The sequence below is a fragment of the Labrys sp. LIt4 genome, assembly GCF_017813775.1.
In the GTDB taxonomy this organism is placed as follows: domain Bacteria; phylum Pseudomonadota; class Alphaproteobacteria; order Rhizobiales; family Labraceae; genus Labrys; species Labrys okinawensis_A.
The window spans coordinates 1-18,594 of the sequence record NZ_JAGIPY010000022.1; the positions used below are offsets into that span (position 1 = coordinate 1).

Annotated in this window: 23 protein-coding genes and 1 pseudogene; 8 read left to right on the top strand and 16 right to left on the bottom strand. The window is 62.4% G+C overall.

What is annotated here, in order from left to right; genetic code table 11:
• Window positions 1-45: 45 nt before the first annotated feature.
• From J8I29_RS30135 to J8I29_RS26610, 6 genes are all read right to left on the bottom strand, one after another.
• On the bottom strand, window positions 46-387 hold the full coding sequence (locus J8I29_RS30135; RefSeq protein WP_209433965.1) for a DUF4279 domain-containing protein: 342 nt from the start codon (window positions 385-387) through the stop codon (window positions 46-48).
• Between the two features lie 18 nt (window positions 388-405).
• Complete coding sequence (locus J8I29_RS26590; RefSeq protein WP_209433966.1) at window positions 406-1,116, bottom strand: riboflavin synthase subunit alpha; 711 nt, start codon at window positions 1,114-1,116, stop codon at window positions 406-408.
• Window positions 1,117-1,334: 218 nt separating this feature from the next.
• A complete protein-coding gene (gene ugpC / locus J8I29_RS26595; protein WP_209433967.1) occupies window positions 1,335-2,504 on the bottom strand; it encodes a sn-glycerol-3-phosphate ABC transporter ATP-binding protein UgpC in 1,170 nt (389 codons plus the stop codon).
• A gap of 10 nt (window positions 2,505-2,514) precedes the next feature.
• Window positions 2,515-3,339, bottom strand: coding sequence for a carbohydrate ABC transporter permease (locus tag J8I29_RS26600; protein WP_209433968.1), 825 nt, complete (start codon window positions 3,337-3,339; stop codon window positions 2,515-2,517).
• Window positions 3,332-4,219, bottom strand: a complete 888-nt coding sequence (locus J8I29_RS26605; RefSeq protein ID WP_245197404.1) for a sugar ABC transporter permease — start codon at window positions 4,217-4,219, stop codon at window positions 3,332-3,334. Before J8I29_RS26605 ends, J8I29_RS26600 begins: the two co-directional genes overlap by 8 nt.
• Before the next feature lie 263 nt (window positions 4,220-4,482).
• Window positions 4,483-5,757: a sugar ABC transporter substrate-binding protein gene (locus J8I29_RS26610; protein WP_209433970.1), complete on the bottom strand. Its 1,275-nt coding sequence runs from the start codon at window positions 5,755-5,757 to the stop codon at window positions 4,483-4,485.
• Between the two features lie 286 nt (window positions 5,758-6,043).
• Between J8I29_RS26610 and J8I29_RS26615 the strand changes: the two genes are divergently transcribed.
• Both J8I29_RS26615 and J8I29_RS26620 read left to right on the top strand, forming a co-directional pair.
• Window positions 6,044-7,084, top strand: a complete 1,041-nt coding sequence (locus J8I29_RS26615; protein WP_209433971.1) for a questin oxidase family protein — start codon at window positions 6,044-6,046, stop codon at window positions 7,082-7,084.
• Entirely contained in the window at window positions 7,084-8,274 is a 1,191-nt protein-coding gene (locus J8I29_RS26620) for an amidohydrolase (RefSeq protein WP_209433972.1), read from the top strand. The genes J8I29_RS26615 and J8I29_RS26620 overlap by 1 nt, the downstream gene beginning before the upstream one ends.
• A gap of 66 nt (window positions 8,275-8,340) precedes the next feature.
• Here J8I29_RS26620 and J8I29_RS26625 read toward each other — a convergent pair whose 3' ends face one another.
• The 5 genes from J8I29_RS26625 to J8I29_RS26645 form a co-directional block, all read right to left on the bottom strand.
• A complete protein-coding gene (locus J8I29_RS26625; RefSeq protein ID WP_209433973.1) occupies window positions 8,341-8,940 on the bottom strand; it encodes a YdeI/OmpD-associated family protein in 600 nt (199 codons plus the stop codon).
• 18 nt (window positions 8,941-8,958) lie between these two features.
• A complete protein-coding gene (locus tag J8I29_RS26630; protein ID WP_209433974.1) occupies window positions 8,959-9,669 on the bottom strand; it encodes a 2'-5' RNA ligase family protein in 711 nt (236 codons plus the stop codon).
• A 109-nt stretch (window positions 9,670-9,778) separates the two neighbouring features.
• Window positions 9,779-10,192 carry a GFA family protein gene (locus tag J8I29_RS26635; RefSeq protein WP_209433975.1) on the bottom strand — a complete coding sequence of 138 codons (414 nt, stop codon included), beginning with the start codon at window positions 10,190-10,192 and terminating at the stop codon, window positions 9,779-9,781.
• A gap of 15 nt (window positions 10,193-10,207) precedes the next feature.
• Entirely contained in the window at window positions 10,208-10,675 is a 468-nt protein-coding gene (locus J8I29_RS26640) for an SRPBCC domain-containing protein (RefSeq protein WP_209433976.1), read from the bottom strand.
• On the bottom strand, window positions 10,672-11,001 hold the full coding sequence (locus tag J8I29_RS26645; protein ID WP_209433977.1) for a metalloregulator ArsR/SmtB family transcription factor: 330 nt from the start codon (window positions 10,999-11,001) through the stop codon (window positions 10,672-10,674). The genes J8I29_RS26640 and J8I29_RS26645 overlap by 4 nt, the downstream gene beginning before the upstream one ends.
• A gap of 123 nt (window positions 11,002-11,124) precedes the next feature.
• Here J8I29_RS26645 and J8I29_RS26650 point away from each other — a divergent pair.
• A pseudogene (locus tag J8I29_RS26650) lies at window positions 11,125-11,258 on the top strand (AraC family transcriptional regulator); the annotation flags it as partial.
• 54 nt (window positions 11,259-11,312) lie between these two features.
• Here the strand turns inward: J8I29_RS26650 and J8I29_RS26655 are convergent.
• Together J8I29_RS26655 and J8I29_RS30485 are read right to left on the bottom strand one after the other, a co-directional pair.
• On the bottom strand, window positions 11,313-11,723 hold the full coding sequence (locus J8I29_RS26655) for a RidA family protein (protein ID WP_209433978.1): 411 nt from the start codon (window positions 11,721-11,723) through the stop codon (window positions 11,313-11,315).
• Between the two features lie 252 nt (window positions 11,724-11,975).
• Complete coding sequence (locus J8I29_RS30485) at window positions 11,976-12,872, bottom strand: DUF6551 family protein (RefSeq protein WP_348536183.1); 897 nt, start codon at window positions 12,870-12,872, stop codon at window positions 11,976-11,978.
• Between the two features lie 441 nt (window positions 12,873-13,313).
• On the opposite strand from J8I29_RS30485, the gene J8I29_RS26665 reads away from it, so the two are divergent.
• Together J8I29_RS26665 and J8I29_RS26670 are read left to right on the top strand one after the other, a co-directional pair.
• The gene (locus J8I29_RS26665; protein WP_209433980.1) at window positions 13,314-13,556 is read left to right on the top strand and encodes a type II toxin-antitoxin system prevent-host-death family antitoxin; all 243 of its coding nucleotides are present in this window, start codon (window positions 13,314-13,316) and stop codon (window positions 13,554-13,556) included.
• Window positions 13,556-13,981 carry a type II toxin-antitoxin system VapC family toxin gene (locus J8I29_RS26670; protein ID WP_209433981.1) on the top strand — a complete coding sequence of 142 codons (426 nt, stop codon included), beginning with the start codon at window positions 13,556-13,558 and terminating at the stop codon, window positions 13,979-13,981. The genes J8I29_RS26665 and J8I29_RS26670 overlap by 1 nt, the downstream gene beginning before the upstream one ends.
• A gap of 581 nt (window positions 13,982-14,562) precedes the next feature.
• Here the strand turns inward: J8I29_RS26670 and J8I29_RS26675 are convergent.
• The gene (locus J8I29_RS26675) at window positions 14,563-14,931 is read right to left on the bottom strand and encodes a helix-turn-helix domain-containing protein (protein WP_245197405.1); all 369 of its coding nucleotides are present in this window, start codon (window positions 14,929-14,931) and stop codon (window positions 14,563-14,565) included.
• 151 nt (window positions 14,932-15,082) lie between these two features.
• Here J8I29_RS26675 and J8I29_RS26680 point away from each other — a divergent pair, with 151 nt between their 5' ends.
• Window positions 15,083-15,961, top strand: coding sequence for an SDR family oxidoreductase (locus J8I29_RS26680; protein WP_209433983.1), 879 nt, complete (start codon window positions 15,083-15,085; stop codon window positions 15,959-15,961).
• A gap of 248 nt (window positions 15,962-16,209) precedes the next feature.
• On the opposite strand, the gene J8I29_RS26685 is transcribed toward J8I29_RS26680, so the two are convergent.
• Together J8I29_RS26685 and J8I29_RS26690 are read right to left on the bottom strand one after the other, a co-directional pair.
• Entirely contained in the window at window positions 16,210-16,683 is a 474-nt protein-coding gene (locus J8I29_RS26685) for an isoprenylcysteine carboxylmethyltransferase family protein (protein ID WP_209433984.1), read from the bottom strand.
• Between the two features lie 22 nt (window positions 16,684-16,705).
• A complete protein-coding gene (locus J8I29_RS26690) occupies window positions 16,706-17,602 on the bottom strand; it encodes an NAD(P)/FAD-dependent oxidoreductase (protein ID WP_209433985.1) in 897 nt (298 codons plus the stop codon).
• A 37-nt stretch (window positions 17,603-17,639) separates the two neighbouring features.
• Here J8I29_RS26690 and J8I29_RS26695 point away from each other — a divergent pair, with 37 nt between their 5' ends.
• Together J8I29_RS26695 and J8I29_RS26700 are read left to right on the top strand one after the other, a co-directional pair.
• Window positions 17,640-17,885, top strand: coding sequence for a hypothetical protein (locus tag J8I29_RS26695; protein ID WP_209433986.1), 246 nt, complete (start codon window positions 17,640-17,642; stop codon window positions 17,883-17,885).
• A complete protein-coding gene (locus tag J8I29_RS26700; RefSeq protein WP_209433987.1) occupies window positions 17,882-18,529 on the top strand; it encodes a TetR/AcrR family transcriptional regulator in 648 nt (215 codons plus the stop codon). The genes J8I29_RS26695 and J8I29_RS26700 overlap by 4 nt, the downstream gene beginning before the upstream one ends.
• The last annotated feature ends 65 nt before the right edge of the window (window positions 18,530-18,594 follow it).

The following is an 18,594-nucleotide window of genomic DNA, read 5'->3' on the forward strand; positions in this document are numbered from 1 at the left end:
TCCGGCAAACGCGAATACTTGCCTGGCTAAAAAACTAACGCTGAATCAGCAGCTTGCGAGTTCTTCACGGACGACTTTGTGGGGAAGGAGGCGATCAACCAGTTCTTCGACACGACTGGCGAACCATTGCTTTTCGACATGATGCCGCTCGCTATAGCGCCAACTCGTGTCCGGGTAGACGCCCGGCAGTGGCGCGCCTTTTGGCGTCTTACGCGCATCTCCAACCCGACTCTGGATTTTCGGCTCAAGTCCGACCGCAGCCGTGATTTCCGCTGGATCGATGCTTGGATGTTTGATGAAGAGTTGGAGCTCGAACCGCCGTTGCGTCTCTCCTTCAGAGTCCGCTCCGTCTTGCTTTCTCCCACCGAAGGGCACGATGTTAGACACTGTCCGCCCCTTCGAGCCTCAGCTCTTGCCGATCTGGCGCGGAACCTGCACGAAATCCTCGAGGTTGAAGCCCTTTTCCGCGAGCAGGGCTTCCAGCACCGGCTGCAGGCGCCCCAGGCTCTCCTGCACGGCATCGCGCACGGTATCGACCACCACCTGGGTGTCGCGCTCGATCTCGATATTGAGTCGGTCGCCGGCCCGCTTGTCCTCGAACACGGTCATGCGACGGGTTTCGGGGATGAGCCAGACTTCGAACCAGCCTTCCTTCTTGTCGACTTCGGACACGGTCAGGCTGGCGCCGTTGATGGCGATATAGCCCTTGGCAAAAACGTAGCGCGCGAAATCCGGCAGGATGGCGATGCGGATGACCTTGTTGCCTTCCGAGGTGCCCACGGATTCGATGGTGGTGGAGAAATCGACATGCCCCGAAATCGGATGGCCGCCGATTTCGGCTCCGTCCTTGGCGGCCCGCTCGACATTCACGCGATCGCCGGCGACATAGTCGGCCAAAGTAGTGATCTTCAGGCTCTGCAGCATCACATCGAAGGTTGCCGTCTGCGCCGAGAGCAATTCAGTCACCGTCAGGCAGACACCGTCCACCGAGACGCTGGCGCCAATGGCGAGCCCTTCGCTGAAGCCCTCGGGAAAGCGCAGCGTGAAAGTGCGCAAGCCGTCATGGTCCTTGACGGCGTCGATGGTGGCGACGCCCTGAATGATGCCTGTGAACAAAGAAGAGGTCCTGTCAATGAAGCCGGAGGCCAAACGATGTATGGCCGCCTGGCCGGCGATATTTCCGTCATTGCGAGCGTGGCGAAGCAATCCAGAAACCGCCTACCATAAAACTGGATTGCTTCGCTGCGCTCGCAATGACGAGCTTAAATCATAGATAGGCATGGTTGGGAAAGCCGCCAAGCGCGAGCACCTTGCCAAGATGGCTTCCGATGATCTCAGCGGATCGCCAGCTGGCTTGCCGGATCGAAGAAATGCAGGCTGTCGGCCTGGATCCCGATCTTCACGGCATCGCCGGCCTTGCGCCTCGCACTGACGGGCGCGCTGATGCGCATGCGGGTGGAAATTGCGACCGGCGCGCTTTCGTCCAGTTCGTCCAGCCCTGCGCGCCTCTGCTCTGCGTCCGTCCCGGGCTCGACGAGATCGACATGGATGAGCAGGCTCGCCCCCAGATCCTCCTGAAAAGCAATGCGGGCGGAAAGCGCCTCGCCGTCGCTGTCGGTCAGGAACAGGTTCTCCGGCCGGATGCCGACCACCACCTCGCGATCGCCCTGGCTGGCAAGCCCGGGCCTCTCCTGCACGAAAGCAGCCGGCAAGGGCAAAACGAGGCCCGGCAGAGCAACTTCCATCCCCTGACCGCCTCGGCGCAGCCGGCCAGGCAGCAGATTGATCGGCGGCGCCCCGATGAAGGTGGCGACGAACAGATTGACAGGCCGGTCGTAGAGCTCGCGGGGCGGCGCCAATTGCTGCAGCACGCCAGCATTCATCACGGCCACGCGATCGCCCATGGTCATCGCCTCGACCTGGTCATGCGTCACATAGACCGTGGTGACCCCGCTTGCCCGCTGCAGGCGGGCGATCTCGGCGCGCATCTGGCCGCGCAGGCGGGCATCGAGGTTGGACAAGGGCTCGTCCATCAGGAAGGCGGCGGGCTCGCGCACGATCGCCCGCCCCATGGCGACGCGCTGGCGCTGGCCGCCGGACAACTGCCCGGGACGGCGGGAAAGCAGCTTGTCCAGCTCGAGCATGGCGGCGGCGGCCTTCACCTTCTCCTCGATCACCTCGCGCTTCTCGCCGCGCACCTTAAGGGCGAAGCCGACATTGTCGGCGACGGAAAGATGCGGATAGAGCGCATAGCTCTGGAAGATCATCGCCACGTTGCGCTCGCGCGGAGACAGGTCGTTGGCCACCTCCGTGCCGATCGAGAGCGTGCCGCCGGTAATGGTCTCCAAACCGGCGATCATGCGCAAGGCCGTGGACTTGCCGCAGCCCGACGGGCCGACCAGCACCAGGAACTCACCATCGGCGATGTCGAGATCCAGTTTGTTCACGGCCAGATGCCCGTCGGCATAGGCTTTGCTGACCTGGGAAAAGCTGATTGCGGCCATGGCAGAACCTTCAATGGGCCGACTTGGTCAGGCCCTGCACGAAATAGCGGTTGAGCAGGATCATCATCAAGACGATGGGAAGAGTGGAGAAATGCGCCAGCGCGCCGAGCATGCCCCAGGAAATGTCCTTGGTGCCATAGGCCGAGAGCAGCGCCACCGAGATCGGCTTGCTGTCGGCCCGGGTCAGGAACATCGAATAGAGGAAGTCGTTCCAGGAGAACATGATGCAGAAGATGGCGCTGGCGATGATGCCGGGCACAACGGACGGCAGGGCCGTGAACAGGAAGGTGCTCCAGTCATTGCTGCCGTCCGTCAGCGCCGCTTCCTCGATCGAGACCGGCGAGGCGCGGAAATAGGAGAACATCATCCACACCACGAAGGCGCTGTTCAGGGCCGTGTTGAGCAGGATCACCGCCCACCAGGTGCCGAGCAGGCCGATATCACGCATCATCAGATAGAAGGGGATCAGGGTTGCCACCGGGGGCACGGTGCGGATGGCCAGGAAGAAATAGGCGAGCCACACAGCTTTCGGATTCTTCGAGCGGGCCAGGGCATAGCCGGCGGGAACGCCCAGCAGCAGCGAAAGCAAGGTCGAGCCGATCGAGATGATCAGGCTCGATTTCACCAGCGACCACAGGTCGAACAGCCGGAAGACGTTTTCGAAATTCGCGAAGGTCGGCTCGAAGAAGGGCTGCGGCGGCGTGGTGAAGATGTCCCTCGCCGGCTTGTAGGCGGTTGCGAACAGCCAGACGATCGGAAAGAGCGCGATGGCGAGAATGACGACCAGGGCGGCGCGCCTTGCCCATAATCCCCTATCGGCAGCGGCCTCACGCATTGCGATTCCTCGCCGGCCTGACCAGGAAGATGAACATCGCCGCCATCACGCCGATGCAGGCGGTGATCAGATTGCTCACGGCCGAAGCACGGCCGATATTGAAGAATTCCAGTCCCTGCTTGACCCCATGAATCATCAGCGTGGTGGTGGCGTCGCCCGGCCCGCCGCTGGTGCTGACATAGATGATGTCGAAGACACGGAAGGCATCCATCATTCTCAGCACCAGGGCCAGGAAGGCCGCCGGGAGCAGGAGCGGCAGGATGATCAGGGCGAAGCGCTGCGCGCTGGTGGCGCCGTCGACCTGCGCCGCCTCGAGGATATCCGTCGGCAGGGACTTGAGGCCCGCCAGCAGGATCAGCGCCATCAGGGGCGTCCATTCCCAGACGTCGACGGCGATCAGGGTCGGCAAAGCGAGCAGCGGATCGGCGAGCAGGCCTCTGGGCCCGGAGATGCCTGCTTCGGCCAGGAAATAACCGAGCACGCCGTAGTCGGCATTGAGCATGGCCTTGAAGATCAGCCCGACGACCAGCGGAGTCACCGTGGCCGGGATCAGCAACAGGCCGAGAACGATGCGGTTGAACAAATCGTCCCGCCAGAGCAGCAGGGCGATGCCGAGCCCGAAGACGAATTCTATCGTCACAGCACCGATGGTGAAGACGAAGGTATTGATCAGCGCCTGGCGGGCGGTCTTGTCGCTCCACAGGGCGATGTAGTTGTCGAGCCCGACGAAACGCCGGCCCGCCGGGCGGACAAGGCTGTATTCCTGGAAGGAGTAGAAGATCCCCTGGGCCATCGGCCAGACGGCGATCGCCAGCACATAGAGTATGGCGGGTGCCGCCAGCAGGATCAGGAAAAGCTGGCGCTTGCGTGCATAGGACAGGCGCCGGGGCCGCGCCCTCGCTGGAGAGCCGCTTCTCGCGAGACTCGTTGAACTGCTTTCCAAATCCAGGCTCTCCGGAATCGTCGGCGACAAGACAGGCGCCAGCATGATCGCGCCGCCCTCGGTGGCAATGCAACCTTGCTTGAACAGGCTGTAAGGGAGTTTTTCCCGGGTGCGCGGAGGTCCCGTCCGCTCTTGAAACCCCTCCGTTTGCGGAAAAGAAGAGGCGGACGGAGCATCCGCGCACCCGGATAACCAGCGGTTCAGAACAGCTTTTCAGCCTGGGCCTGCGCCTCGTCCAGGGCCGCCTTGGGATCGGCATTGCCGACCAGCACGCCGTTGACGGCCGAGCCGATCAGATCCTGCAATTCCGGATATTGCGGAATGCGCGGCCGGAAATCGACATTGCCATGTTCGAAGGAGGTGGCCAGCACGGGCAGGAAGGGGAACTTCGCCAGGAGGTCCTTGTCGGTCATCTCGCTCTTGCGCAGATAGCTGCCGGCGCCGCGCAGATTGAAGTCCTTATGCACGGCCGGGCTGGTGATCCATTTGATGAAGGCCCAGGCCGCCTCCTGCTTGCGCTTGTCGATGTCGGCATTGATGCCGAGCCCCCAGCCGCCGATGCCGTATTCCGGCTGCTTGCCGGTCCGAGCCGGCGTCAGCATGATGCCGACCTTGCCGACCACCTTGGAGATCTCGGGATTGTCGTAGCCGGCGGCGCCGATCGACCAGGTCTGCATGTTCGCAACCATGCCCTGGCGGAAACTCTCCTCGCGCGCGCCCCAGTCATAATCGGCCGCGCCGGGCGGTGCCGCCTTGTCAAACAGCTTCTTGTAATCGATGACGCTCTGCAGGTTGGCCGCCGAATTGAGCGTGGGCTTGCCGTCAGGCCCCAGGATCGAGCCGCCGAGTTGGAAATTGTACTGCATCCAGTCTTGCGCTACGGCGGGGCCCTTCTGACCGTTGGCGACGAAGCCGAAGGTCTTCTTCGCCGGATCGGTCAGCTTGAGCGCAGCGGCGATGTAGTCTTCCATCGTCGCCGGCGGCTTCAGGCCGGCGGCCTCGTAGAGGTCCTTGCGATAGGCGAGCACATTGGCATAGCCGGCGAAAGGAAAGGCGATCTGCTTGCCCTTGTAACCTCCCAGGCCTTTCATCAGGCTGGGATAGATGTCGTCCACCTTGATCTCGGCGGCATCGCGCTTGATCCAGTCGGTGAGGTCGACGGTGTAGCCGGCCTCGGCGAACTGCCCCGACCAGACGATGTCGGTGGTGGCGATGTCGTAGCCCTTGGTATGGCCGACATAATCGGCCGTGATCTTGGTCAGCAATTCCGGATAGCTCAGGATCTCGACATTGACCTTGGCGCCGGTCGCCTTTTCGAAATCCGGCGCCATCGCGGCCAGGATCACCGCGAACTGGTCGTTCTGCGATGCCAGATTGAGCGTGACGCCCTCGAAACGCTCCTGGGCCTGCGCCGCTCCCGCAAACACCAGAAATCCCGCCAGCATGAGAGAGCGGCATTTTGCCGTCATGTTCATCGTGGATCCCCTTCGTTACACCCTCGCAACCGGAAGGCTATCATTGCATTTTTTGCGCGCAATCAGAATGTGAGAAATTCGAGCACACTCAAACATATTTTCGCAACTTGATTAGAGAACAGCCTCAAACACTCGCAATATCGAACAAATTATTACATAATTTTGTTTGGTTTGTTGCATCCAGCCCTTTTCTGCCCCGCGCGGACAGGGTAGATTCCAGCTGCGGCCGCGAGCAACCAAAAGGTTCCTCATGCCCCGCAGAGCAGGACCGGATGGGGAGGGTTCGATGTCGGCACCGCAAGAAGCGGACAGGAAGGACGATGCGCTCGCCCGTGCCATCGGCTGGTCGCAGCAGTGGAGCGCCGAATTCCCCTATAGGCTCGCCAATCATCTGCCGATGATTCTGGTCGCCATGCAGCGCATGGGCGCCGATGACCGGAGACTGGAAGAATTCTGCGAGATCTACCGCGTCCAGAACGGCCTCGTCCCCGTGCCCGCTCCCAAAGAGACGATCTCCCGGGAAAACTGGCGTGACGCCCTGGGTGATCGCGAACGGGAAGGTGACTATCGCAAGTTCTTCCAGGGAGAGGTCCGGCGGCTCGGTGCCACGCCGGCCGCCCGGCTCTATTTGCCGGTCCTGTTCGACGGCTTTGCCGCCAGCGCCATGCATGCCTTCATGCGCATGGCCTACGCCACCTTGACGGACAATGACGAGGAAACCGCCATCGCCCTCGCCTATTGGGCCGCGACCTATCTCGATCTCGGCACGGGCCGGGGTGAAGCCGGTACAACCGATGACCCTGTCGACGTGCTGGCCTACATGTATAGGCCTTCCTCCTTTCGCCATATCGTCACAGAATGCGACCTGCTCTGGCACAATATGCGCGCCGTCGCCGCCAAGCCGGAATTCGCGCCCGTTCACGACATGCTGGCCATCGGCCCCGATACCATGGACCGCTTCGCCCGCCTGTCGCTGGCGCTCTTCGCCGCGACGGGCGATTTTTCCCTCCTGCATGCCCTCACCGGCACGCATTGGCTGCGCATGATGGCGCCGCGGTCGCCAGACCCGACCGTGCCGATGCGGCGCTTCTGGCAGGCCATCGCCTCGCTCATACCGAAGATCGGCTTTCCCGACTTTCCCGCGGCCGAACAGGTCGAAGAATGGCGGCGGCAGAAAGTGCCGGACTGGCCGGAGATTTTCGCCGAAGCCATCAGGCACGACGACGAGCACGATCTCAGCCTCAGTTTCTCCGCCTCCGAGGAATTCAAGCTTTATCGCGATCCCCTCTACAACTACGTTGCCGCTAAACGCCTCGGACTGATGTGATGCTGCTTGCTGACGCCACCCTGCCAGACGGACGCCGGGCGGATGTTCTCATCGCCGACGGGCATATCGCTTCGATCGAGGAGCCCCGCCCCCGATCGAGCGATCCGGATCGGCGCGATCTTGCCGGAGCCCTGCTGCTTCCGGCCTTCATCGATGGCCATATCCACCTCGACAAGACCCATATGGGCGCTCCGCTGGTGCCGCATGTGCCGGGCGAAAGCGTGCGCGAGCGTATCGCCGCCGAACGTGTCGCCCGGCATGCCGTGCCTCTGCCCGTCGAGGCGCGCGCCACCAACCTTCTGCGACGCCTCGTCGCCAACGGCACCACGCGGGTACGCAGCCATGTCGACATCGACAATGACGTGAAACTCGCCAATCTGGAGGCCCTGCTCGCCGTTCGGGAACGATGGAGGCCTTGGGTCGACATGGAGATCGTCGCATTTCCCCAGAGCGGCGTCATGAGCGAGCCCGGTGCAGCCGACCTCCTCGATGCCGCCCTCGCCGCCGGTGCCGACCTGATCGGCGGGCTCGATCCCGCTGGTTTCGACCATGACGTGCCAGGCCAGCTCGACATCGTCTTCGCCCTCGCCGAAAAATACGGCAAGGGGGTCGACATCCATCTGCATGACGGCGGCGAAACCGGTGGCTCCGAGTTGCGCGACATTGCCAGCCGCACCGAGGCGCTCGGCCTGCAGGGGCGCGTCGTGGTGAGCCACGCCTTCGCGCTGGGCGATCTGTCGCCCGAGAGCTTCGCCCGAACCGCCGATGCCTTGGCGCGCGCCGGCGTGGCGATCATGACCTCGAGCCCGGCCGCCGTGCCGGTGCCGCCAGTGAAGGCGCTGCGCAGCCACGGCGTCACCCTTTTCGCCGCGTCCGACAATATCCGCGACTGCTGGTCGCCCTTCGGCAATGGCGACATGCTCGATCGGGCCGCCATCGTCGCGGCCCGGCAGGAATTTTACACCAATCAGGATTTGCGCCTGGCGCTGGACCTCGCCACCCTCGAGCCGGCCAAGGCGCTCGGCATTGCGGGTTACGGCCTGGCACCGGGCGCGCCGGCCGATCTCGTCGTCATCGATACGCCCGGTGCCGAGGAAGCCGTGATCAACCGCCCGCCCCGCAAGCTGGTGCTGCGGGGGGGCGTCGTCGTTGCCGAGAGCGGCGTCGTGGTCGAGGCACTGCCGATCTGATACCGGATCGCCTAAAGCTCGACCCGTCATTTCCGGCCCGGTCCTACATCCGCAGGCGCTGCCGCCTCATTTCCTCGGTTGCGGATGGATCGTCTCGCCGCGCTTGAGCATGGCGACGAAGGTCTCGATCTTTTTCTTCCGCCCGGCCTCGGTCTTGGTGTTGTGCATGCGAAAGGCGAGTGCGAAACGGTTCTGCGCGCTGAGCGTGCCCAGCATCTGCAGCGCATCCGGCTCGGCTTCGATCGCGGCCTGGAGATCGGCGGGAATTCTGAGATGCTTGCCGCTCTCATAGGCCCGATCCCAGCGGCCGTCAGCCTTGGCGGCCTCCACCTGCTTCAGCCCATGTTCGGTCATGCGCCCCTCGGCGACCAGCCGGGCGACATTGTCGACATTGATCCGGCTCCAGATGCTCCTGCGACCGCGCGGCGTATAGCGCTGCAGGAAGCTGCGCTCGTCGAGGGCCTTGCGCACCGCGTCGATCCAGCCCCAGCAGAGCACGACGTCGATCGCCTCCTTGGGCGTGATCGAGGCAAGGCCCGAGCCCACCTTGTGGATCTTGATCCAGACTTCGCTTTCGCTGTCGTGATGGTCGCGGAGCCAGGCGTAGAAGCTCTCGGCATCCGCGAATTCATGGATCTTGGCGGGATCGACGGTGACGGGCGGCATCAGGTTCCTCACGCTGGGTCAATGCAGGAGCGGCTTGGGTTCCAGGAGCGGCCAGCGCTTGATGATGCGATATTCCGTCTTCCCCACCCTGCTGTGAACCAGGCAAAAACTTGCGATGTGAATAGGGATCGGGTCGATCCGCTGTTCCAAAACTGAACGTTCGCCATAGGACAAGGTCAGATGCGGCGTGAAATCCGGAAAGGCGCGGATGCCGACCTTGGTCATGGCCGCGCCTAATGTTTCATGAAGTTCGACCAGACCCGGCCCTTCTCCAAGCAGGACGAGGGGATGGCGCAGGGCCCTGCCCGGCTTCGGGAACGTACCCAAACTCTTGAGTGCGTTGAGGGTTATCTCGAAAGCAGGCAAATGGACGAGTTCGCCGGCCAACTCCGCGGCGTAGCTACGCGATGCCTTGAGACGCTTGAAGTCGCCGATATGGTGGAGCGAGACATGAAAGCGATCCTGTCGCAACATGCTGCCGCGAAAATGGTTCGCTTCGAAAAAACTCCGCCTGAACTGTTCGATCCGGAGAGCGTCCTCCGCGCCGGGAAACACCGCGAAGAACAATCTCTCGCCCCGTACCGGCCCCCGCGGTAGCTCGCCATAGAAGTCAAACGCCAATTGCATGATGACCTCGCGTTCTCGATCGGCACTCTTGGTGCTTAGAACAAAAAGAGAACAATGGTCAACTGCTTCATGATTGGTTGTAAAGCGGCTGATAGCCGTCATCATAACGCTGCGCGGTGTGCCGATCTCTAGATCGGCATTTCCCTTCTGGCAAGCTCGGCGTTTCCACGATGGTCGATCTGGAGATCGACCCACCTGACGAGCGCCACGCTCAGCGCGGCGGCATCTTCTCGAATTTCGGCAGGGTTGGATCGAGATGGTCCCAGGCATAGCCGCCGCTGGTATAGGTCACCGCCTGCGGCTTGTAGCGACCTGGGTCGTCGAGGCTCGCAGCGCGGACTGAAAAGAATTGCGGCATGGACGAGAAGGTCAGATAGACCGGCGATCCGCAGGTAGGGCAGAAATAGCGGGTCTTCCTGACACCGCTGTCGGCCACCATGTCCCAGGGGCAGCCTTCCCCGGACAGGGTCACATTCTGCCGCGGAAAGGTCAGATGGGACTGGTGGCCCGTGCCGCTTTCGCGCTGGCAGTCGCGGCACTGGCAATCATTGCTGAACACCGGTTCGGCGGTGATCTCGTAGCGGATCGCGCCGCAGGCGCATCCGCCGGTATAGGCCTTGCTCATCTCGGTCCCCTCGCCTCAACCCTTGCTGCCGGCCACGACGGTGCCGAGGTTGCGCAGGACCTTCTTCCAGCCCTCGCCCATGTTCCTGAAGGCAGTCTCGTTCCTGGGCATGACGAAGCCGGAATGGACGAGGCGGACCCGCGTTCCGCCCTTGGCGGTCTCCAGCGTCCAGGTCACCACCGTGTCGAGGCGCGATCCGTAGCCAGCATTGCTCTCGTCACCGCCCTGCCAGGCATAGGCGAGGCGTTCGTTCGGCTTTACGTCCAGCACCCTGCAATGGATGACGCCATCCCAGGCGCCGGCCGGCGTGGTGCGAAAGGTAAAACGCTGTCCTTCCACCGCGGCGAAATCGGCGGGCGCCATCATCCAGCGGGCGATGAGATCGCCCGAGGTCAGCGCCTTCCAGATGGTTTCAGGTGCATGCGGGAAGATCTCGTCGACCACGATCGCCTGCGTATCCGGCTTGAGGGCTTGATCATTCACGGATCGATCTCCTTCAAAAGGGTTCTGAGATTGGCGAAGCGCTGGCGCCAGAACAGGCTGTAATGGCTCATCCAGTCGGCCAGCGGTTCGAGGCCGCCGGGCTCGGCGCGGTAATAGACCTTCCGCCCTTCCGGGCGTTCGGCGACGAGCCCCGCCTGTTTCAACGCCTTGAGGTGCTGGGAAACCGCCCCCTGCGTCACGCCGCTGCCCTGCGTCAGTTCCGCGACGGTGATCTCGTCGCATCCGACAATCCGCTCGAACACGGCTCGCCGGGTTGGATCCGCCAGGGCCCGCATCACGGCATCGATGGCAACTGTCTCGGTCATGACCAATCAATTAGCAATAGCTAATGAATTAGTCAATGCTAATATATCAAGGATGCCACGAAAATCCGGCCGTCATGATAGCCGGGACGCAATTCCGTCAGCGCGCCTGCGCAAGAGCCACAGCATCTCTATCGCCGCCGGCTCCCGGCCAGCGACCAGGAAGCAAGCGACTTCCCGATCTGTTGTCAGCGGCTGAGCTTTTTCCGGAAGTGCCGGAGCACGAGGCAACAGCGGAGCTGTTTCTGCCGCTGAAGTAGCGCGACGTTGGGGCCTGTCCATCCGGACGGCCGGCGGTGGACAGGTCGCTGTGCTTAGCGTCCAGTGGCCCCGTCGATGACCGCTATCGCGTCGACCTCTATGAGGTAGCCCGGGGACATCATCGCCACCCCAATCACCACATTCGCAGGCTTGTGATCTCCAAACAATGAAATCTGCGCCTCTTCGATGATCGGCACGTGTTCGTCGCGATTATAGCCGACAATATAGATCGTGATCTTGCAAACCTGCTTCGGCTGAGCGCCTGCAGCACGAAGCGCTCGACCGAGATTGGCGAACGCCAGGCGCGCCTGCGCCGCAAAATCGCCGTGCCCGACGAGCTTGCCCTGTAAGTCTTCGGGCTGCTGACCCGAGATGAAGACCATCCTGGATCCCGTCGCAACGACGACCTGGGTGTACATCTCGGGAACCGGCAGGTCATCCGGGTTGATGAGTTCGAGCGCCATTGGACAATCTCCTGCTTCGTTCGACTGGAATTGACAGTAGGGATCGGCGGGGCGCAGGGGCATGGTCGATGGCGCACATCGGCGAATCCCGCCGGATCTCGAGCGCCGTGCGTCGATACGCCTCTCCGGCTTGAGTACCCTTTGGATCGGCGAGGTGGAGGCGTGACTGAAGGCGCTGCCTTCCCACTAATTTCTAAAGGCCGGCTACGGGAATGTAGCACTCGGCGTGCGGCCAAGTGCTACACACGAAGGCTACAGCAGTGCGGCGCTCTCAGCGTGTTTTAATGGGCTTAGGGTTTCGACAATGGCAGAGTGAACAGCCACTGCTCGTGAATCGCCTCCACTGAGGCCTTTCACGATCTCGCCTAGCAACGCCATATCGAAACGTCGCAATGTCGGCACGAGGTCATCTGGATCGAAGTTCTCAGGTGGATTTGCAAAGAGCTTGATAAGGGCGCCGAATATCGACGCGCCATAGGTAAGAGGACGTCTCTCATAGGCCTCGGCTATGCTTGTAAGGGCAGCAGATACGATCGCCGGACCGTGCCGCCGCAACGCGGCCGCTATGGAGGATGTAAACGCGACCTCTCCGGCCTTCCATGCTGTAGATGACGTGTTGCGGGCCATTTGCAAGCCAGCTTCACTCACCAAGCGTTGAATTTCCATGGCATCTTCATCCGCCGCCGCCAAGGCGGCATGGAAATCGTCCAAACGATTCATAGGCTTCCGGGCTCGATTGGCAACGATGAACATTCGAGCCTCATCTTCGGGGCTGTCATAAGTAAAAAGGCAGCACGGCAAATGCGGCAGGTCGCCTCTTCGCATCGCTGCCGACCAGCGGTGTTGCCCGTCTATGATCACCTTCAATCCATCCGGCCGTCGCGAGACGACAAGCGGAGCACAGAGGCGCCAGTCAAAATTGGCGGCGATGCTTGCTATCAGACGCCTCGATCCTTCGTTGTCGATCGACCGCTGGTATGACTCGTCCACACTTAGCTCTGTGGTATGCAGCCACTCAATGCTCGGCGGTTTCCCGAGGGGGCCCGAAACCCGATCTTGCGCCCGCCCCCGCGCCTTCCTTGCTTTCCGGCTTTGCTCCTCGTTCCAAATTGAGCGTCCTTTCCAGGCCCGATGGCAGCGATAGGCAATGCCCCCTCTGCTTCAAACCCACCGATCAGTTGCGGGAGCTCCTCCGGTGAACGCGACCAGAGGCAACCTTGATACTCAATTACAACGTCGCCCAGATGCACCCGTGCCGTACCAACCGGCGTGGCGATAAGAAATGTTCCGTTGGATGCAGTATCGCCGGACATTTGCATCCGCACCCAATCTGGGATCGACGAACCATCGTTGGTCCAGTTCCGCATAGCTCGAAGCCGGCTGGAAGCGTATTGGAGTATCATTTTACGTCTCCTCTAAAGCCCACAAGCGTCATGCTGGCGAGCAAACCGGAGATACATTCGAACGTATAATCTGGATGGCTTAAGGTTCACCGGCTGTTGGGTAGGATACCGACGCGAAAAGCGAGACCGCGCTAGAATAATTAGGCTCAATACACTATATGACTATCTATATGGTCAGGAGCGCAACATGAATGTGACCACCCTGGCGGAGGCCAAGGCCCACCTGAGCGAACTCATCGACCGGGTTGAGGCAGGCGATTCCATCGACATTACCCGCCGCGGCCAGCCGGTCGCGCGGCTCACCGCTGTGGCTAGGCCGCGCAAGCCGATCGATGCCTCGCTGCTTCAATCCCTGACGGCGACAATGCCCCCCCAGCCTCAGAGCGCCGTCGATCTCGTGCGGTCGATGCGGGATGGCGACCGCTACTGATGCGCTATCTCGATACGTCGTTGATCGTCGCGGCGCTCTCCAATGAAGCGATGACGCCGCGCGTTCAGGCCTGGCTAGCAGAGCAAGACCCAACGCAGCTCCTGATCAGCGACTGGACCATCACCGAGATGTCTTCCGCCATGGCCATCAAGGTGCGGACCGCACAGATCAGCCTGGAACAGCGGGCAGCAGCGCTCTCCATGTTCAACAAACTGGTAGCCGAGAGCTTCACCGTGCTGGACGTGACTGGAAGGCACTTCCGGACAGCGGCCAAGTTTGCCGATCACCATGCTCTCGGGCTTCGTGCGGGGGACGCGCTGCATCTTGCCATCGCGTCGGAGCATGGTGCCACAGTGCATACATTGGACCAACGCCTTGCCGACGCAGGGCCTGCCGTCGGCGTTCCGGCGCGATTGCTGGCATAGTCCAAGCCTTGGCTGCTCTGCCTGAGGCGGTAGCCGCCGCTCAAGGGCGCGTAACCTGCGCCCGCCCCCGCTGCTTGCTCCTGCCGGGAGCTGGCCCGAGATGCTCGATCCGGCTCGCCCCCAACCCGGCCTCAGATGAAAAGTCCTGACGCCCGAACACTGGCGGCCAGGTGATCAATGAAGGCCTTAACGCGTGGCGGCGTTCGACCACCTCCGACATATATGGCATGGACCAGTTCCAGATCGCCTGGGTTGAATGGTTCGAGAAGCGGCACCATGTCGCCTCAAGCGAGATCCTCCGCCACCTGGAATCGCCGAGCCGTACGATCCCCCCCTCTAGCGCCAACTGGCGCAAGGTCTCGCCATTGTTGACGAGCACCGATCCCAGGACGGGTTGCTCGACGACCTCGCTCCCCACCTTCGTGGGCCAGCTGATTCGGCTCTTCCGGAAATTGAATCCGAGGCAGTTGTGGCACCGCAGGTCCGACGGCGATGAAGGCGTACCCTTGCGGTTGAGATAGGACGGCGCGGGCGCAGCACCGAATGATCCGGAATCGACCGAACCTACTCCGGGCCTACCCTCAAGCTTCCTTCCGAAACTCCGCCCGGGCTTTGTCGATCGCCGGGAAGTGCTCGAAGGCCCAGTCCACCATCGCCGAAAGCGGCAAGAGAAAACTGCGCCCCAATGGCGAGAGCTTGTACTCGACGCTTGGCGGGGTGGTCGGGAACACAGTCCGCTCGATCAAGCCGTCGGCCCGCAGGTCGCGTAGCGTCTGAGTGAGCATGCGCTGGGAAATGTCGCCGATATCGCGTCGCAATTCCCCGAAGCGATAAGGCCGTTCCGCCAGCGCCGAGAGGATGAGCACGCTCCACTTGCTGGCGATCTGGTCGAGCACGCCGCGCACGGGGCACTGGCTCGCGTCGGGATAGGTCCGGCGCGCTTCCTGCATGTTCTCCTTGAAGCTGAGCCCTGGCCGCATGGTGGTTCTCCGAAGGTAACTATGGGACCGAAAACTGCCGTCTTGTCTCTTCAGAGATGGTTACTAACCTAAAGCTACTCTCAAAACGAGACAAACAATCAACCTGATTATGGAGTATATGATGTCCCTTCCCACCCTCTTCGTGTCGGGCGCGGGCGGCAAGCTTGGCCGGCTCGTGATCGAGGCGCTGAAAAGCCGCGACTATGCCGGCAAGATCGTCGCCGGCACGCGCGATCCCGCAAAGCTCGCAGGGCTTTCCGGCGTCGAGGTGCGGCATGCGGATTTTACCGACAAATCCGGTCTCGTCGCATCGCTCCGGGGCGTTGACCGCTTCCTCATCATCTCTACCGACCAGATCGGCGACCGCCTCCCGACCCATCTCACTGCCGTGCGAGCGGCTAAGGAAGCGGGCGTGAAGGAAATCTTCTACACCTCGATGCCCAATCCGGAGGCACCCTCCGAGATCCCCTTCGCCCATGAGCACCTCGGCACAGAGGACGCCATCAAGGCCACAGGCATCCCCTACACCATCGTGCGCATGGGCTGGTACATGGAGAACCTCCTGGGCACCCTGCCGAACAATCTCGCATCCGGCCAGTGGTTCACCTCCGCGAATGGCGGCAAGACCAACCATGCGGCCCGTCTCGATTGCGCCCATGCCGCCGCGGGTGCACTGCTCAGGGGCGCCGAGAACAAGACCTACACGGTCACCGGCCCCGAGGCGTTGAGCAATGCCGAGATTGGCGCACTCGCCAGCGAAGTCACCGGCAAGCCGCTGAGCGTGGTCGAAGTAAGCGACGAGCAGCTCGCTGGCGGCGCCAAGGCCGCCGGCGTGCCGGATTTCGTCGTCGACAACTTCCTCTTGCCGTTCGAACGGTTCGCCCGCGCCGGCAAGGCCGCCTTGCTCACCGATACCGTCGAAGCGCTCTGGGGCGGGAAGCCGGTCTCTATGAAAGAATTCCTCAGCGCCAACAAGGCCGCGCTGACGCGCGCCGCCTGATCAGCCAAGCCGGCGCCGCGGCAGCACCATCCCTCTCCATTTGCAGGTGAACTGGATACCGCCGGCAGTGCAAACTGGACACTCCCGGCAGCATAAACTGGGCACCTGCCCCCCCCTCCGAGGGCGCGACTGCACGGTTCAAGGTGCAATGTCGCGCCTCACTTGCTGAACTTTTCCCGGAAAGGGGCGCGGCAAGGAAGTCGGTGCCGGTTTGTCGGAAGGCCCCGCGGGCGGCAGCGGCGGAATAGTCAGAGCCAGCGGCGAACCTCGGTCTTGTAGTGGCGGTAGTCGTCGCCGAACTTCGCTTCGAGATAGCGCTCCTCGCGGGCGATCACCTGCGTCTGGATCGCGATCAGCACCACCGGGAGCAAGGCCAAGGCGATCGGCCCGTCGAAGCCGATCGCAAGGCCAGTATAGATGACCGCCATGCCGAGATACATGGGATTGCGGGTCCACCGATAAGGACCGGTCGTTGCGATGAGGGTCGTTGGCTGCGACGGTCGAACATTGGTGCCCAGCCGCCGGAACAGCCCCGCCGCCGCAAGCATCAACGCCGCGCCTGCAACGAACAACAGCGCGCCCGCCGCGACCAGCAACCGCCAGTCGATGCCGAAAGAGCGCAGGGAGACGAACCGCTCCGCCGCCAGCCCCAACAGCAGCGCTCCCAGATAGACGAAGGGCGGAGGGAAGCGCACGCCCGCACTGTCCGGTTCGACGGCCATGCTCATCCTCCAATCCGCGCTGTCAAACCAGCATCGACTGCTGGGCAGAGATACCCGCCATCGCGCCGTGCGATGATGCCAGGGTGACCGATGGCGGCGTAAGGGGGTTGGCGAGGTCACCGGCGGCGTAGATGCCGGGTATGCTGGTTTCGCGGCGCTCGTCGACCTTGAGGATGATGCCGAGGGGCGTATCGACCGTGGCAAGGCCCAGTGATTGATGCAGGCTTGCTGACGGCTTGTTGCGCGGATGCGCGAACAGGATGTCGACCGCGACATTGGAGCCGGAATCGAGCTTGACGGTGGCGTCATGGCCCCCGTGATTGACGATCTCGATGATCCGGCCATCGACGACTGGTGTGTTGCGGCGCGCCAGGTCGGCCCGGATATCGGGCGGAATGTCATGACCATCGGCGAAGACCGTCAACCTGTCAGTCCAATCGTGGAACAGCCTGACCTGATTGTGCGACTGCCGGCCGGACCAGACGAGGCCCCAATGCTGGCCGGCGACTTCAAAGCCGTCGCAATAGGGGCACGGCACGATCGACTTGCCCCAGCCTTCGGCAAAGCCCGGAACATCAGGCATCTGGTCGGCGACGCCATAGCTCAGGATCAGGCGGCGCGCGCTGAGGCTTTCACCATCGGCAGTGAGGACGGAGAAATCGTCGATGACGCCGGAGATGCCGTCGGCCCGGGCATTGACCAGCTTGATGGTGGGATAGCGCGCCAGCTGCTGCCGCGCCTCGGCCAGGATGTCCAGCGGCGGCTTGTGATCGTGACCGAGGAGGCCATGCGAGCGGCCGGCGAAGCGGTTGCGCGGCAGGCCGGTATCCAGAACGGTGACCTTGCGGCGGGCGCGGCCGAGCTGCAGGGCGGCGGCGAGACCGGCAAAGCTGCCGCCGATGATGATGACGTCATCCATGGTGATCGGCTCCGAGTTGTAGAGGGAGGGGGTCGGGTTGGGCCTGACACGTGATATCGTCGAGCGATACACGCTCGAGACAGGCAGCGAGCAGGGCTTCGGCATCGGCGAGAAAGTCGCCCGTCACTGTGTTGACCGACCGGACGATGCCGCAGTCGATATCGACGGCGTCCCGGATTTGCAGGACATGATTGAAACCCACCTATTGGCTTGCACATTTCAGATACTGCGTGGTATCGTAATGCAAGCATTAGGATACTGTCAAGTACTGGAATTGCCGTGACCAAAAACAGCCAGGGCCGGCGCGGCCGGCCTGCCAACGAGGCGCTTGGCCAAACGATAGTCGACGCAGCGTACGAACTCTTTGTGGAATTGGGTTTTCAAGCGACGACCTTGGACAAGGTCGCCCAGCGGGCGAAGATATCCAAGCTCAGCATCTATCGGCACTTCGAGAACAAGGAGGCGCTGTTCAGCGCGGCCATGGCGGCCCGCTGCCATCAGTTCGCCCCGCAGGCTCTTTTTGAAGGCGTCGAGGGATCGGCCGAAGATCAGCTGATGGCGGCGGGATCATCCCTGCTTCGCACGCTGCTGAGCCCGGACGTCCGCAGTGTCGAAGCCATGGTCATGGCCGACAAGACAAATCAAAAATCGTTAAGCAAGCTCCATTACGAAGCCGGCCCCGCCCATGTCATCGCGCAAATCGAGGCCCTGTTGCGTCAGCTGCACGCGAAGGCGGTTCTGAACGTGCCCGCTCCTCGCCGGTCCGCCCGCTTGTTTGCCGCGCTTTTCAAAGGATCCGATCTCCTGATTATCGCACGCTTCGATGAGGCGAGAGCAGAGGACGACACCGAAATCGAATCCTATTGCCGGTCGGCCGTCGCCATGTTCATCGCCGCGCACGGTGGCAACGGCCACGCAGGCGGATAAGCATTTGATTGCTCCTGGCAGCTCGGCCGGGACCGTCGTCAAGGCACATCATCAAGCGCCTATCA

Excerpts from the sequence above, each read along its gene's own strand:
- ugpC (WP_209433967.1), bottom strand. The coding sequence starts at position 2,504 with ATGGCCGCAATCAGCTTTTCCCAGGTCAGCAAAGCCTATGCCGACGGG.
- J8I29_RS26600 (WP_209433968.1), bottom strand. The coding sequence starts at position 3,339 with ATGCGTGAGGCCGCTGCCGATAGGGGATTATGGGCAAGGCGCGCCGCC.
- J8I29_RS26610 (WP_209433970.1), bottom strand. The coding sequence starts at position 5,757 with ATGAACATGACGGCAAAATGCCGCTCTCTCATGCTGGCGGGATTTCTG.
- J8I29_RS26615 (WP_209433971.1), top strand. The coding sequence starts at position 6,044 with ATGTCGGCACCGCAAGAAGCGGACAGGAAGGACGATGCGCTCGCCCGT.
- J8I29_RS26620 (WP_209433972.1), top strand. The coding sequence starts at position 7,084 with ATGCTGCTTGCTGACGCCACCCTGCCAGACGGACGCCGGGCGGATGTT.
- J8I29_RS26625 (WP_209433973.1), bottom strand. The coding sequence starts at position 8,940 with ATGCCGCCCGTCACCGTCGATCCCGCCAAGATCCATGAATTCGCGGAT.
- J8I29_RS26630 (WP_209433974.1), bottom strand. The coding sequence starts at position 9,669 with ATGACGGCTATCAGCCGCTTTACAACCAATCATGAAGCAGTTGACCAT.
- J8I29_RS26635 (WP_209433975.1), bottom strand. The coding sequence starts at position 10,192 with ATGAGCAAGGCCTATACCGGCGGATGCGCCTGCGGCGCGATCCGCTAC.
- J8I29_RS26645 (WP_209433977.1), bottom strand. The coding sequence starts at position 11,001 with ATGACCGAGACAGTTGCCATCGATGCCGTGATGCGGGCCCTGGCGGAT.
- J8I29_RS26655 (WP_209433978.1), bottom strand. The coding sequence starts at position 11,723 with ATGGCGCTCGAACTCATCAACCCGGATGACCTGCCGGTTCCCGAGATG.
- J8I29_RS26665 (WP_209433980.1), top strand. The coding sequence starts at position 13,314 with ATGAATGTGACCACCCTGGCGGAGGCCAAGGCCCACCTGAGCGAACTC.
- J8I29_RS26670 (WP_209433981.1), top strand. The coding sequence starts at position 13,556 with ATGCGCTATCTCGATACGTCGTTGATCGTCGCGGCGCTCTCCAATGAA.
- J8I29_RS26675 (WP_245197405.1), bottom strand. The coding sequence starts at position 14,931 with ATGCAGGAAGCGCGCCGGACCTATCCCGACGCGAGCCAGTGCCCCGTG.
- J8I29_RS26680 (WP_209433983.1), top strand. The coding sequence starts at position 15,083 with ATGTCCCTTCCCACCCTCTTCGTGTCGGGCGCGGGCGGCAAGCTTGGC.
- J8I29_RS26685 (WP_209433984.1), bottom strand. The coding sequence starts at position 16,683 with ATGGCCGTCGAACCGGACAGTGCGGGCGTGCGCTTCCCTCCGCCCTTC.
- J8I29_RS26690 (WP_209433985.1), bottom strand. The coding sequence starts at position 17,602 with ATGGATGACGTCATCATCATCGGCGGCAGCTTTGCCGGTCTCGCCGCC.